Source organism: Paenibacillus sp. V4I3, from assembly GCF_030817215.1.
Taxonomy (GTDB): domain Bacteria; phylum Bacillota; class Bacilli; order Paenibacillales; family NBRC-103111; genus Paenibacillus_E.
In genome coordinates, this window is the sequence record NZ_JAUSZA010000001.1 from 5394596 (window position 1) to 5409440 (window position 14845).

13 protein-coding genes are annotated in these 14845 nt (G+C 42.4%); all 13 read right to left on the reverse strand.

Going from position 1 to position 14845, the window contains the following annotated elements:
• Window positions 1–43: 43 nt before the first annotated feature.
• Window positions 44–4354 (reverse strand): PolC-type DNA polymerase III, encoded by a 4311-nt coding sequence (locus QFZ77_RS24965; RefSeq protein WP_307443469.1) that lies wholly within the window; start codon window positions 4352–4354, stop codon window positions 44–46.
• Between the two features lie 66 nt (window positions 4355–4420).
• On the reverse strand, window positions 4421–5869 hold the full coding sequence (proS, locus tag QFZ77_RS24970) for a proline--tRNA ligase (protein ID WP_307443471.1): 1449 nt from the start codon (window positions 5867–5869) through the stop codon (window positions 4421–4423).
• Window positions 5870–5891: 22 nt separating this feature from the next.
• Window positions 5892–7151 (reverse strand): RIP metalloprotease RseP, encoded by a 1260-nt coding sequence (rseP, locus tag QFZ77_RS24975; protein WP_307443473.1) that lies wholly within the window; start codon window positions 7149–7151, stop codon window positions 5892–5894.
• A gap of 269 nt (window positions 7152–7420) precedes the next feature.
• Window positions 7421–8566, reverse strand: a complete 1146-nt coding sequence (locus tag QFZ77_RS24980; RefSeq protein ID WP_307449836.1) for a 1-deoxy-D-xylulose-5-phosphate reductoisomerase — start codon at window positions 8564–8566, stop codon at window positions 7421–7423.
• A 24-nt stretch (window positions 8567–8590) separates the two neighbouring features.
• Complete coding sequence (locus tag QFZ77_RS24985) at window positions 8591–9385, reverse strand: phosphatidate cytidylyltransferase (RefSeq protein WP_307443475.1); 795 nt, start codon at window positions 9383–9385, stop codon at window positions 8591–8593.
• Window positions 9386–9430: 45 nt separating this feature from the next.
• On the reverse strand, window positions 9431–10204 hold the full coding sequence (locus tag QFZ77_RS24990) for an undecaprenyl pyrophosphate synthase (RefSeq protein WP_373462655.1): 774 nt from the start codon (window positions 10202–10204) through the stop codon (window positions 9431–9433).
• A 64-nt stretch (window positions 10205–10268) separates the two neighbouring features.
• Window positions 10269–10823, reverse strand: coding sequence for a ribosome recycling factor (frr, locus tag QFZ77_RS24995; protein ID WP_029195236.1), 555 nt, complete (start codon window positions 10821–10823; stop codon window positions 10269–10271).
• 3 nt (window positions 10824–10826) lie between these two features.
• Window positions 10827–11552 (reverse strand): UMP kinase, encoded by a 726-nt coding sequence (gene pyrH, locus QFZ77_RS25000; protein WP_029195235.1) that lies wholly within the window; start codon window positions 11550–11552, stop codon window positions 10827–10829.
• Between the two features lie 90 nt (window positions 11553–11642).
• Complete coding sequence (gene tsf, locus QFZ77_RS25005; protein ID WP_307443477.1) at window positions 11643–12293, reverse strand: translation elongation factor Ts; 651 nt, start codon at window positions 12291–12293, stop codon at window positions 11643–11645.
• Between the two features lie 113 nt (window positions 12294–12406).
• On the reverse strand, window positions 12407–13105 hold the full coding sequence (gene rpsB / locus QFZ77_RS25010; protein WP_029195233.1) for a 30S ribosomal protein S2: 699 nt from the start codon (window positions 13103–13105) through the stop codon (window positions 12407–12409).
• Window positions 13106–13355: 250 nt separating this feature from the next.
• On the reverse strand, window positions 13356–13871 hold the full coding sequence (locus QFZ77_RS25015) for a hypothetical protein (RefSeq protein WP_307443479.1): 516 nt from the start codon (window positions 13869–13871) through the stop codon (window positions 13356–13358).
• Window positions 13864–14484, reverse strand: a complete 621-nt coding sequence (locus tag QFZ77_RS25020; protein ID WP_307443481.1) for a DUF6115 domain-containing protein — start codon at window positions 14482–14484, stop codon at window positions 13864–13866. The genes QFZ77_RS25015 and QFZ77_RS25020 overlap by 8 nt, the downstream gene beginning before the upstream one ends.
• A gap of 34 nt (window positions 14485–14518) precedes the next feature.
• Complete coding sequence (locus tag QFZ77_RS25025) at window positions 14519–14842, reverse strand: hypothetical protein (protein ID WP_307443482.1); 324 nt, start codon at window positions 14840–14842, stop codon at window positions 14519–14521.
• Window positions 14843–14845 lie beyond the last annotated feature (3 nt).

Below are 14845 nucleotides of genomic sequence, written 5' to 3' on the forward strand. Positions count from 1 at the left end.
ATTAACTTTTGAGTTTTTCTAAAGAAAAACTGACTTCGGTAGCTTAAAATAAGGACAATTGATTCGATTCCGGCAGTCCACGGAAACATCCCATCGAGCTGAGCATCTCAATGACCGTCTTTGAGGCTTTGGACCGATTCTGGAAATCTTCGATGGAGAGGAAGTCGCCTTCCTCTTTGGCAGCGGCAATATTTTTGGCTGCGTTATCTCCGATACCTGACATTGCCGCAAATGGCGGGATAAGTGACGTACCATCGATAATAAAACGTGTCGCATCCGAACGATAGATATCAATCGGTTTGAAACTGAAGCCACGGGACGTCATTTCGAGTGACATCTCCAAAATGGAAACCATCGCTTTTTCTTTCGGCAGCGCCTGGAAGCCTTTTTCTTCAATCTCAATCAACTTTTTAAGAATGGCATCATATCCCTGACACAGAAGCTCTAGATCAAAGTCAGCCGCACGAACACTAAAATAAGTGGCATAGTAGGCTATCGGATGATAAACCTTAAAGTAAGCTGTACGAACAGCTGAGATAACGTAAGCAGCAGCATGCGCTTTTGGAAACATATATTCAATCCGTTCACAAGATTCAATATACCAGGCTGGCACATTACAGCGTTTCATCTCATCTTTCCATTCATCTGTAAGCCCCTTACCTTTACGAACACTCTCGGTAATTTTGAAAGCAAGACCTGCATCCATTCCCGCCTTATAAATCAAGAAAAGCATGATATCATCCCGACAGCCAATAACGGTCTTAATGTTACATATCCCTTTTTTGATTAGCTCCTGTGCGTTCCCCAACCAAACACCTGTTCCATGTGACAAACCGGATATTTGCAGTAAGTCGGCAAAGGAGCTTGGCTGCGTTTCCTGAAGCATCTGACGAACGAACTTGGTTCCCATTTCCGGTACACCATAAGTGGCTACTGGAGAGCGGATTTGATCCGGTCTGACCCCAATCGCTTCCGTCGAGTTGAATATACTCATCGCTTTTGCATCATTCATTGGAATTGTTGTCGGATCAATACCTGTTAAATCTTGCAGCATCCGCATCATCGTCGGGTCGTCGTGTCCGAGAATATCAAGTTTCAGCAAATTGGCGTCAAAGGCGTGATAATCAAAATGGGTCGTTTTCCATTCGGAATTCTTATCATCAGCTGGGTATTGTACGGGTGTGATATCATCAACTTCCATATAATCCGGAACAACGACAATACCGCCGGGATGCTGACCTGTACTTCTCTTCACACCTGTACAGCCCGCAGCTAATCGGCTAATCTCAGCACCGCGCCATTTCTGTCCTTGCTCTTCTTCATACTTCTTGACGAATCCGAATGCCGTCTTCTCGGCGACAGTACCGATGGTCCCCGCGCGGAATACATTCTTCTCACCAAAAATTTCTTTCGTAAAATTATGCGCAATCGGTTGATAAACGCCAGAGAAGTTTAAATCGATATCGGGAACCTTGTCCCCTTTAAAGCCAAGAAACGTCTCAAACGGAATGTCGTGACCGTCACCTTTTAAATTACCCCCGCAATTAGGGCAAACTTTGTTCGGAAGATCGAATCCACTCGGAACGCTCCCGTCAAGGAACCACTCACTATGCTGACAAGATAAACATATATAATGAGGAGGCAGCGGATTAACCTCGGAAATGCCTAACATCATCGCAACGACGGAAGAACCAACGGAACCCCTTGAACCTACGAGATAACCGTCCGCATTCGACTTTTTCACAAGACGTTCGGAAATCAAATAGTTAGCAGAGAAACCGAACTTAATAATCGGAACAAGCTCTTTCTCAAGCCGGGCTATAATGACTTCCGGAAGCTCATCCCCATACATTTTCTTCGCTGTATTGTAACAGGTGGCACGAATTTCTTCGTCGGCACCTTCAATGATGGGTGTAAACAGCTTGTCAGGGAAAAGTTCAATGACTTCAAAGCGATCCGCTAGATCATTCGTACTGCGAATAACAACCTCGATCGCCTTTTCTTCACCAAGAAACTTGAATTCTTCCAGCATTTCTTTGGTCGTACGGAAATGTGCATCCGGTTTTTTCATAGCTTTAAGTGGGCTAAACCCGGTAATTCCATTAATGGCAATATCTCTGCATACTTTCTCACGAGGATTCAGATAATGCGCATTCCCTGTAGCAATAACCGGTTTGCCGGTCTTATAACCAATTTCACAAACACGTCGTACAGCATTTTCTAAATCTTCGACACTTCCCACGAGACCCTTTTCTACCAGATGCATGTTATAGCTCACAGGTTGAATCTCGAGAATGTCATAGAACTCGGCCACTTGCTCGGCTTCTTCGATTGATTTATTCAGAACGGCTTCAAAAAATTCCCCTTTTTCACAGCCGGAGGTGATAAGGAGACCTTCTCTATGCTCTACTAGAACACTTTTGGGAATTGTTGCAGAGCGCTGTAAATAGGTTGTATGGGATAAGGATATAAGTTTGAATAAGTTCTTCTTCCCAACGGCATTAAGTGCATAAACACAACAATGGAAAGGACGTTGATTTGACAAATCTTTTCCTACATAATCATTCAATTTAGCAAGATTCGTTATTTGTCGATCATTAGCCTCGTTAATTAAATGATATAAAACAAAGCCTAAGGCAATAGAGTCATCAATCGCGCGGTGATGGTTGTCCAAGCCTACTTTAAATTTATCCGACAAGGTATTCAATCGATGGTTCTTCATTGAAGGGAATAAAAATCTTGCAAGCTCTAGGGTATCAAGTACGGAGTTCGTAACCTCTGGCAATCCCATACGTTTCAAATTCGCTTGAAGGAAACCCATATCAAATCGTGCATTATGGGCTACGAGAACACAATCACCAACAAACTCAATAAACTTAGGTAGCTCATCCTCGATATCAGGCGCATCTTTTACCATATCATCGTTAATGTTTGTTAATTGTTGAATGTTATAAGGAATTTTCTCGTGGGGATTAATGAACGTTGCAAACCGCTCAATTTCTTTACCGTCCTGCATTTTAACACCTGCAAGCTCAATAATTCGGTTATTGGTAACAGAAAGTCCCGTTGTCTCTACGTCGAATATCACATATGTTGCTTGCTTTAGATCCATATCTCTACCATTCATCACAATAGGAACAGAGTCATTCACAACATTTGCTTCCACACCATAAATCACTTTAATCCCGTGCTTTTTGGCGGCTTTTCCTGCATCAGGAAAACATTGAATGTTACTATGATCGGTAACCGCGATGGCTTTATGTCCCCATTTAGCTGCCATTTTCACATATTGATCAATTGGTGTCAGAGCATCCATGGTACTCATGGTTGTGTGAAGATGAAACTCAACACGCTTCTCAGATGCATCGTCCATCCGATCTCTGGGAGCCATAACTTCATTCAGGTCATTCGGAATCATGACAAGTTCAGGAATTTGCATGAAACGATCGTACTCGACCTTCCCTCTCGCTCTAATCCATGTTCCATTTGCAAGAAGGCTCATAATTTTCACATCATCTTTGGTTTTCGCAAATACTTTCATCGCCAAAGAATCTGTAAAATCGGTCAGGTTAAATGTAAATAACGTGTTTCCATTTCTCAATTCCTTTACGTCTAGTCCAAATACGGTACCCTGAACCGTTACTTTCTTCTCTTCTTCTTGAATGTTCTTAAGTGGCGTCGGCACCTCTTTGATATCGTAGCCCATGACAAGCTTGAGATCCGTATCTGGTAATGAGGATTCTTCTTCTTCCATGTCAATGGACATCATAATCTCTTGAGTGATGGTCTTCTCGCCTTGCTCGCGCTGCTTCGCAAATTTCTCGTACTCAGCTTCGATCTCGCTAGAATCACTTATCGCATACTTTACGTTTAATTCTGTTTGAAAAAAGTTATGAAAAAAGTTCCGTATAAACATATCTACATTTTTCTTTTTAGCAAGTTCAAGTCCAATCTGATCTAGCATTATGAGTGTTAGCGTATGACCTTGTACCTCGAACCTTGCTTTCGACATCCAACCATTAATCGATGCTACTTCTCGCTGCAGCCATTCCATAAATAGGCTCCAGTATTCTTCCACTAAAGCAGCGGGTTCTACTTGCTCATATTTCCAAATAAAACGAATCTTCGCAATTTGAGCGAACTTCTCTTGAATCATTTTGCAAAAAGAGCGGTAAATATTCTGAGGCACTATTTCATTTTTCACCAAATAAAAGGTCCAGTCGCGATTTTTACGACTAATTTCTACTTGCTCGATGTAGCCTTCCGCAAAAAATGACCGCACGATATCGGCTGGAATCTCGGCTTGCTGCATCAAAAGCTCAAAGCGATTCCGTTTATCAGCCAAATTACTCATGAACAGCCTCCCCATAAAAATACGAAGGGCAATGGAATTGTTGCTTCCATTTGCCCTTGATTGTAATTAATAACTTCGGCCAAAAACGACCGTATGTTTAGCAGCATCGCCGCAAACCAGACATGTTGATTTCGTTTCTGAAGGTGTGAAAGGAATGTTACGGCTTGTTGCCCCCGTCTCTTCCTTCACTTGCGCTTCGCAAGCGATAGACCCGCACCAGCCGGCCAAAGCAAAACCGCGTTTCGTCTCCAGGAATGTTTTGAATTCATCAATGGAATCCACTGCAATATAATGCTCGTCACGGAACTGCTTCGCTTTATCATACATCTGCTGATGAATCTCAGCAAGTAAATTTTGAACTTCCTGAACGAAGTCAGTTTGCTGAACGGTTTTCTTCTCCCCGCTTACTCGAGAAACGAGAACAACTTGCCCATTTTCCATGTCACGAGGTCCTAATTCAACTCGGATCGGTACACCGCGCATTTCGTATTCATTAAATTTCCAACCTGGGCTTTGGTCTGCACGGTCATCCACTTTAACTCGAACTCCAGCTTTCTTAAGCTCAGCATACAATTCATCTACTCGTCCAATAACTTGTTCACGTGTTTTTGGCGGACCAATTGGAATCATGATGACTTGTGTAGGGGCAACTTTAGGAGGCAAAACCAACCCACGATCATCACCATGAACCATGATAAGTGCACCGATGAGTCGAGTACTAACTCCCCATGAAGTCGTATGGGCAAATTGATGCTGATTTTCACGGTCCAAGAACTTGATATCGAAAGCGACTGCAAAATTCGTACCCAGATAGTGAGAGGTGCCAGCTTGCACCGCTTTCCCATCTTTCATCATTGCCTCGATAGAGAACGTATCGACAGCACCCGCGAATTTCTCAGAAGGAGTCTTCTGCCCAACAATAACAGGGATTGCTAAGAAATCTTCCGCAAATTGGCGGTATACATCCAGCATCTGCATCGTCTCACGGCGAGCATCCTGCTCATCTTCATGAGCCGTATGTCCTTCCTGCCACAGGAACTCTGTAGTTCGAAGGAAAGGCAATGTTCGCTTCTCCCAACGAACTACGTTAGCCCATTGATTAATCAATAGGGGAAGATCGCGATAGGAGTTGATCCATTCCGAATACATGTGACCGATCATCGTTTCCGAAGTTGGACGAATAGCTAGACGTTCTTCGAGCTTCTCTCCACCTGCTTCAGTGACCCAAGGCAGCTCTGGATTAAAGCCTTCCACGTGTTCTTTTTCCTTCTGGAAAAAACTCTCTGGAATAAATAAAGGAAAATAGGCGTTCCGATGACCCGTTTCTTTAAATTTACTATCGAGTTCACGTTGAATGTTTTCCCATATTTCATAGCCATCCGGTTTAAACACGATACAACCGCGCACTGGTGAATAGCTCATTAAATCAGCTTTCTTGATCACATCTATGTACCAACGGGAGAAATCCTCTCCCTGTGGTGTAATCTCTTTAACAAACTGTTTATCGTTTGACATAAACCCTCCTACAATATTAGGACTATCCCTTAATTAATCTTAAAATATCATTGTAAGTAACTGCCACCATGAGCAGCATTAGCAGTGCAAAACCAACAAAATGAACCATACTTTCTCGATTCGGATCAATTGGCTTCCCGCGTAGTGCCTCTAGACCCATAAATAGAAGTCGGCTTCCATCTAAAGCAGGAATAGGCAGGAGATTAAATATACCTAGATATAAACTTAATGTAGCTGCCCAAGAGATTAAGTAAGTTATTCCCATTTTGGCAAACTCAGCAGATACTTGAGCAGTCCGGACAGGTCCGCCAAGATCATCAAGTTTAAACTGCAGCATAACAAGCTTCTGTAAACCAGTCACAATGCCAATCGTTGTTCCAACGACTTGTTCGTAGGTGCCAGTTAATACTTCGCTAAAGGTTGCGCTTCTACGATCCCCTGAAATGACAACGCCGAGCTTACCAGCCCCTGCTTCCATTTCAGGTGTAACCTGAAGTGTAATTGGATTACCTGCACGATCCACAACCCAAGTCATCGACTTTCCTGCAGATGATTGAATCGAGGTGACAAGCTTCTCCCGGTCATCACCAATCGGCTGATTATCAATCGACATGATAATATCCCCTTTATGAAGACCCGACTTCTCGCCTGCCTTACCTGCAAGCACAGAATCTAGCTTAACGTTCGTAAATACGCCCGACATAATAACAACGATAAAGAACAATACAATCGCGAGTATGAAGTTCATCACAGGACCCATCACAATAGCAATTGCTCTCTGGCCAACCGTTTTCGAACCAAACTGACGATCATATGGAGCAATCTGTGTTTCTGTCCCTTTGGTCACCATCATAGCTTGTGGATCAATGGGATAAGTAACGCTTTCTCCGTCAACATCAAGTGATACTTGAAGCGCTCTATCTAAATCAATTTGTTCCACGACACCAATGATAACATTCGAGCGTCGATCTAATTGATCAAGATAAAGAGATAACACTTGATTTTGTTTATTTAGCTTAACGGCAACCGTTTGTCCAGGGTTCACTTGGACAATTTCCGGGTCTTCCCCTGCCATGCGAACGAATCCACCAATTGGCAAAATGCGCAAGGTATAGCGAGTTTCCCCTTTTTTATATGAGAAAATTTTGGGTCCAAAGCCGATTGCAAATTCTCGAACTAAGATGCCTGCACGTTTCGCAAAGTAAAAATGACCCCATTCATGAATCGTAACGAGAACGAAAAACAACAAAATAACCTTCAATCCAACTTCTATGGCTGACAAGTCGTATTTCCTCCTTCGGGTTTTCTTCAGAAAACTTACCTATGTTTGCAAAAACCATAACGTTTTCGTTTGAAAACCTGCCTTCTAAGCATCCACTTATGGACAGCATGTTCTTAGATTAACATTATTGAACTGCTGAATACAAGCTATGCCCTTTTAGCACAGTATACGAGCTGGGAGTTTGAATTAGACTTTACTTTATAGAGCGCCTAGGTGATAGATTGAAAAAAAGAGCAGAGCCAACCTCGCTGACCTAAGCTCTCATGAAATTAAAATACAATAGATGATGCAAAGGCTCTTGCCCAAATATCTTGTTCATGTATGACATCTAGATGAGGGTTTGAATGTGATTCATGTTTCTGCAAAACAACTTCAATAATCTGTTCAATTTGCAAGAACGTAATCTCACCTTTGAGGAAGCGTGCAACAGCGATTTCGTTCGCTGCATTATAAACAGTAGGTGAAGTACCTCCTTGTTTGCCACTCTCAAAGGCCATTCGTATACACGGATACCGATTGTAATCCATCTCACGGAAATGAAGTTTTCCGATGGCAGCCAAATCTAGCCGATTGGTTGGCGTCGGATATCTGTCTGGATAGGTTAATGCGTATTGGATAGGAACTCGCATATCCGGATTACCTAGCTGAGCAATAACACTATTGTCAACAAATTCTACAAAGGAATGAATGACACTTTCAGGATGTATGAGGACATCTATTTGGTCATAGGAAAGATCAAATAACCAATGAGCCTCAATGACCTCAAGACCTTTATTGACCATCGTCGCTGAATCTATCGTAATCTTAGCTCCCATCGACCAATTCGGATGTTGGAGAGCTTGTTCGACCGTTACTCCCTCTAATTGTTCACGTGATCGATCTCGAAAGGAACCACCAGAAGCAGTAAGCGTTATTTTCGCAATTTGCGAGCGATTCTCGCCATTCAAGCATTGAAAGATAGCCGAATGTTCACTATCAATAGGCAGCAAAGACACACCTTTTCGACGAATAGCATCCTTTACAATATGGCCTGCACTCACTAACGTCTCCTTATTTGCAAGACCAATGTGTTTGCCAGCTTCTATCGCTGCCATTGTAGGCTTAAGTCCCTGACTCCCTACCAACGCTGTTACTACCAAGTCTGCATCTGTTGATGCAGCAACTTCCATTAATCCCTCTTCACCATATAACACCTTGGTCGATGACGAAACATTCTTGGAAACTTCGTCGGCCAGCTCCTTGGTCGCGACCGATACAACTTTTGGGTGAAACTTTTTAACCTGTTCAATCAATAATTGACTATTATAACCGCCAGATAATGCTTCAATCTGAAATTTATCTGGGGCATGCTGGGCAATATCTAAGGTTTGTGTACCAATAGACCCTGTTGAGCCCAGAATGGCAATCCGTTTCATCATATTCCACCTCGCCTATGACTGTTAGTGAGTAAGAATTCCAAGCCAATAAATAAATGGAAATACGATAAGCCAACTATCCATCCGATCGAGTACACCACCGTGCCCGGGAAGTAAAGTTCCCGTATCTTTAATACCCTTTACTCGCTTATAAGCCGACTGTATTAAGTCTCCTACTTGTCCAACAACAGCTATTACGAAACCAAGCACCAATGCCTTGCCAAGCCCAAGTAAATCCGGTGCATACCAGGCGAATCCTAATGCTGCAATCATCGAAATAACGACGCCACCTACAGCTCCCTCAATTGACTTCTTAGGACTGATTTGAGGCCATAGAAGATGTTTCCCCAGCTTCGAACCGACAAAATAAGCTCCTGAATCCGAAGCCCAAATACATACAAACACAACTATTGACCAAAATAAGCCATGCTCCATTAAGCGTGCAGCAATCATATAATTAAATCCAAAACCTATGTAAATGACACCAAGTAAAATAACAGAAACCTGATCTATTGTGATCGTATTTTTTGAAGCGACTGTAATGAAAAGCAAGACAAACATGGTCAGCCAAATAATGGCTGTCGAAGAAACGGGAAATGATCCACCAAACGTTTCCCACGGCACTGTTAAGTATAACAAGGAAATTAAACCAATAGCCGCTGTAAATTTATACTTCGTGTAGCCATTCATTTGCAAATATTCACGGTAGCCGATAATTGACAGTAATACGATTAACCCAGCATACCAATAACCACCCAGTACTAATAACGTAATGAAAACGAGCCCGGCAATGACTCCCGTGACGATCCTTTGCTTCAAGTTGAATCCCCCTAGATGAACACGCGCCGGAAACATACGAAGTGATTAGATACCTCCGTATCTTCTCCCGCGGCGCTGATATTCTGCAATTGCTTGCATAAATAATGATTCCGTGAATTCCGGCCAGTACGCCTCCGTAAACCAAAGCTCCGAATACGCTAATTGCCAAAGAAGAAAATTACTGAGTCTGAGCTCACCGCTTGTTCGAATTAACAAGTCTGGATCTGGTAAATCCGAAGTTAACATATAGGAAGAAAAACTTGCCTCATCCAAATCTTCTACTTGTAGTTTGCCATTCTGAACATCACGAATCATATCCTGAACACCAGCAATCATTTCTTTACGCCCACCATAATTTAAGGCAAAGTTCAGAATGAGTCCTGTATTATCTTTCGTCCGTTCGATAGCTCCCTCAATCGCTTTGAGTGTGTAATCAGGTAAGCCTTCTTTCCAACCCGTCATTCGGATACGAACATTGTTTTCGATCAGCTCTTCAATTTCTAAAGGAAAAAATTCTTGAGGAAGTTTCATTAGAAATTCAACTTCTTCCTTCGGTCTTTTCCAATTTTCCGTTGAAAAAGCGTACATCGTAAGGACCTTAACACCGATCTCATTTGCAGCCATCGTAATTTTCTTCACATTTTTCATGCCCGAATGATGCCCTGCTACGCGAGGCAAGCCTCTTTGCTTAGCCCAACGACCGTTCCCGTCCATAATAATAGCGACATGTGCTGGCACTTTATCCAATTCGATAGCCGGTATAGCCGAAGAAACAGATTTAACATTGATTCCTAACCATTTCTTAATTAGCTTGAGCACAGTTGTTCCTCCCAACTAGGGAAAGATGAAAAACCCCCAGCGAATACCCGGGGGCATATCTATCTTATACTTCCATGATTTCTTTTTCTTTAGCAGCCAAAACTTTCTCAACTTCAGCCACGAATTTATCAGTGAACTTTTGGATATCCTCTTGATGTTTGCGGGACTCGTCTTCGGATATCCCCGCTTTTTCTAACTTTTTGATCTCATCGTTGGCATCACGACGGATGTTACGAATAGCAATTTTTGCTTCCTCGCCAAATTTCTTCGTCATTTTCACAAGATCGCTACGACGCTCTTCTGTTAAAGCCGGTATAACAATTCGAATAACCAAGCCGTCGTTAGATGGCGTTAATCCTAAATCAGACTTCATAATTGCTTTCTCAATCGATGTCATCGAACTTTTGTCCCATGGTTGAATAAGTAATGTACGTGAATCAGGTGTTGTTAAATTTGCCAGTTGATTCACAGGCGTCATCGCTCCGTAATATTCCACTTGGATGCGATCTAATAAAGATGGCGTAGCACGACCTGCACGAAGAGAAGTTAAATCTCTTCTCAAGGCGCCAATTGCTTTATCCATCCGATCTTCTGCATTCTTTTTTACTGATTGTGGCATGGTTTAGACACTCCCTTTAACTGTAGTCCCAATTTTCTCGCCAAGGACCACTCGTTTGATATTCCCTTTTTCTGTGATATTAAACACCACTAACGGGATGTTGTTATCCATACAAAGGGAAGATGCGGTGGAGTCCATGACACCAAGATTGTTACTGATAACTTCCATATAGGTTAACGTCTCGAATTTCTTCGCTGTTGGATCTTTGAATGGATCTGCCGAATATACGCCATCCACTTTATTTTTGGCCATGAGAATAACTTCTGCTTCAATTTCAGCTGCTCTTAAAGCCGCTGTTGTATCTGTTGAGAAATATGGATTCCCAGTACCTGCCGCGAAAATAACAACTCTCCCCTTTTCAAGGTGACGCATTGCTCTTCTACGGATGTATGGTTCAGCCACTTGCTGCATAGTAATGGAAGATTGAACTCTTGTAGGCACATCAAGATTCTCTAGTGCATCCTGCAGAGCCAATGAATTCATGACGGTTGCAAGCATACCCATATAATCTGCTGTCGCACGATCCATACCCTTCTCACTACCTGCAATACCACGCCAAATGTTTCCACCGCCCACAACGATAGCAACTTCTACATTTAATTCCACAACATCCTTCACCTGTTGGGCAATGGAAGTAATAACTTCCGAATCAATGCCATAACCCTGCTGTCCTGCCAAAGCTTCGCCGCTCAATTTTAGCACTATTCTTTTATAAAAAGGTTGACCCAACTTGTATAACCTCCGTTTCAATGCTTAAACAGATCTCTTATTGGCTAAAAAAGAAGGAACACCAAGTGTTCCATCTTTTTTAAATGCCTATTATAGTTTAACTTGGGACATAACTTCTTCCGCAAAGTTCTCTTGTTTTTTCTCAAGACCTTCACCAAGGCCGAAACGTACGAAACGACGAATGGAAATGTTCTCGCCGATTGCTGAGATTTTTTCATTCAACAATTGGTCGATTGTTTTGTCTGGGTCTTTAACGAATTGTTGCTCCATCAAGCAGAACTCTTCGTAGTATTTACCGATCCGGCCTTCAACCATTTTGTCAATGATTTTCTCTGGTTTACCTTCATTCAAAGCTTGGTTACGAAGAATTTCTTTTTCTTTCTCCAAAGCTTCTGTTGGTACTTCTTCGCGACGTACATAAGTCGGGTTAGCCGCAGCGATATGCATAGCGATGTCTCTGCAGAAAGTACGGAATTGCTCCGTTTTACCAACGAAGTCAGTTTCACAGTTGATCTCAACAAGTACGCCTACTTTACCTCCAGCGTGAATGTAAGATTCTACTGCGCCTTCTGTAGCAATACGTCCTGCTTTGTTAGCTGCAGCAGAAAGACCTTTCTCGCGAAGCAATTCGCCTGCTTTGGTGATATCACCGTTTGCTTCTTCAAGCGCTTTCTTACAATCCAACATTCCTGCGCCTGTTTTTTCACGTAACTCTTTCACTTGTGCTGCTGTAACTGCCATTGAAAGAAACCTCCCGATAGTTGTTATTGGTATGTAATACCTATTGATTCTTTAAAAAAAGAGTGGTGACAGGCTGTTACACCTTCCAACCACCCTTTTCACATTCCTATAGATTAAGCTGTTGTTTGCTCGCCTTGGTGTGCTTCGATAACTGCATCAGCAATTTTTGCTGTTAATAATTTAACGGCACGGATCGCATCATCGTTACCTGGAATCACGTAATCAATTTCGTCCGGATCGCAGTTTGTATCAACGATACCAACGATTGGGATACCCAATTTGCGAGCTTCCGCAACAGCAATACGCTCTTTGCGTGGGTCGATAATGAAAAGTGCGCTAGGCAGACCCTTCATGTTCTTGATTCCGCCCAAGAATTTCTCAAGACGATCTTTCTCTTTACGGAGAATGATAACTTCTTTCTTAGGAAGAACTTCGAAAGTACCGTCCTCTTCCCATCTTTCAAGAGTTTTCAAACGGTCAATACGCTTTTGAATCGTTTGGAAGTTTGTTAGAGTACCACCCAACCAACGTTGGTTGATGAAGTACATTCCGCAACGTTCTGCTTCTTCAGCAACGGAATCTTGTGCTTGTTTTTTCGTTCCTACGAAAAGAATCGTACCATTATCTTCAGAAACGGATTTAACAAAGTTGTAAGCTTCTTCAACTTTTTTAACCGTTTTTTGTAGATCGATAATGTAAATACCGTTTCTTTCTGTAAAGATGTATTTGTCCATTTTCGGGTTCCAACGACGTGTTTGGTGACCGAAATGTACGCCAGCTTCTAAAAGCTGTTTCATGGAGATAACTGCCATCCCCAATCCCTCCTCTAAAATGGTTTATTTGGTATCCGCCGCCTGTCGCATCTTTGCATAAAACTTACCAAAGTAAGCACCATTATGCAAATTGACGGGCGTGAGTTTTTAACACCGTGAATAAATATACCACAACTGAAATACCTATGCAACTTTTTGTCATGATCCTCATTTTGCCCTACAAATGGCATGTATATGTACAGAAACAACAAAAACAGACCTCATAATAAAGATCCATTTGTCGGACTATCTATTGAACTGTAATTAAATTGGTCACGACTTTGGGAATATCCGTAACACCTTCAAAAACATGGTAACCGATTTGGATTTTAGTGTTACCACCTTGCTTTTCAAGCTCCGTAACAAAAGCTTTACGATCGGTAATAATGCCAGATTTCACGAGAAGTTCACTGACAGCAGTTGCATCAAGATTTGGCTGTACATAAATAACTATTTTCGGTGTAACTTCAGGTGTATTTGCTTTGGGCTGATCCTGAGGTTTAGCTGCCGCCAATTTGTCTGTTTCCTCTTTGACCTTTTTCAATACGGCTGCATCGAACTCATTTTGCGTAAATACTTTTGTATTCTTATCGAATACTTGGTAGTACTTCGCAGCTTCGACCTTTAACTTCTGAGGATCCATTTCATCCAATGCAAGGCCCGTTTGACCAGGTGCACTAGCTCGCACAGACATTATTTGCAGAAGTAAGGCTCCTACGATAATTCCAGTCCCTATTCCAAAAACGTACGACCTATTTTTAAACACGGGCCCTTTCCTCCTGTCTGGATAATTGAAGGATTAGACTGACCTCGCCTTTATTCATGCCTAGCTTCTTAGCAATGGCTTCGACGCCTTTTCCTTGATCATACAGTGAAAATAGCTCACTGTATCTGCTTTTCATGCCCAATCCAGTGTAGATGGGTTCTTCTACTTCCGATTCTTTAGCAGACGCAACAAGTTCAGAAGAAGCGACTTGAACAGAATGGGCTGGATTAGCACTAGGTATTCCCGAGATAATAGCATGCTGATCATCAGAAAACACGTCAGTTGCCGCATTTGTTCTTTGATTTATTTGATGATTGACATGCACTTTCGTTAATTCCTTCGACAGTTCATGTTTTTGCTTTTCCAATGATTCCAGTCTGCCTGCAAGCTTAGCAAGCTCTATCTCGTAATCTTGTTTCGTTTTGGAGAACAGATTGAGCAGCGTTTGATTTTGTTCATCCATCTCAGCAGCGAAATGCTCGATGGTTTCCTCGATCTCTTGGACTACGTTCGTCTTAATGGACGCTGCCGCTTGTTCCTTAGGTAGGAAACGTGCGTAGACAATCAAGACAAGACCTAGAAGTACGACATACATCCACGGCTGCATAGCCATTGGGTTCACCTTTTTCTATATGTGAGATAATTAGTTATAAGGATAAATCAATATGATGCCCTTTATACGGATGATCTAGCTGATGACTGCCTTCAGGGGAAGCGGAAACTGTCTTACCTTTGTTCTTGGCTTTACCCTTATTAGACTGCTGACGCTGGTCGCCATGATCCTTGATATCTGTACGAACGCTCTCTTCAAGCTTGGCGCTACGATGGCGATCCTTCTCCGTTGTTTGTGCAGCTTGATTCTCCAAGATCGTTTCGTCCTGCCGCGGTTTTTGCATAAGCTGATTTTGACGGATGCCAGCTTCATCGTTTTTGTGTACAGCGAACTGTAAATCGATGGCTTTAAAACTCATCGC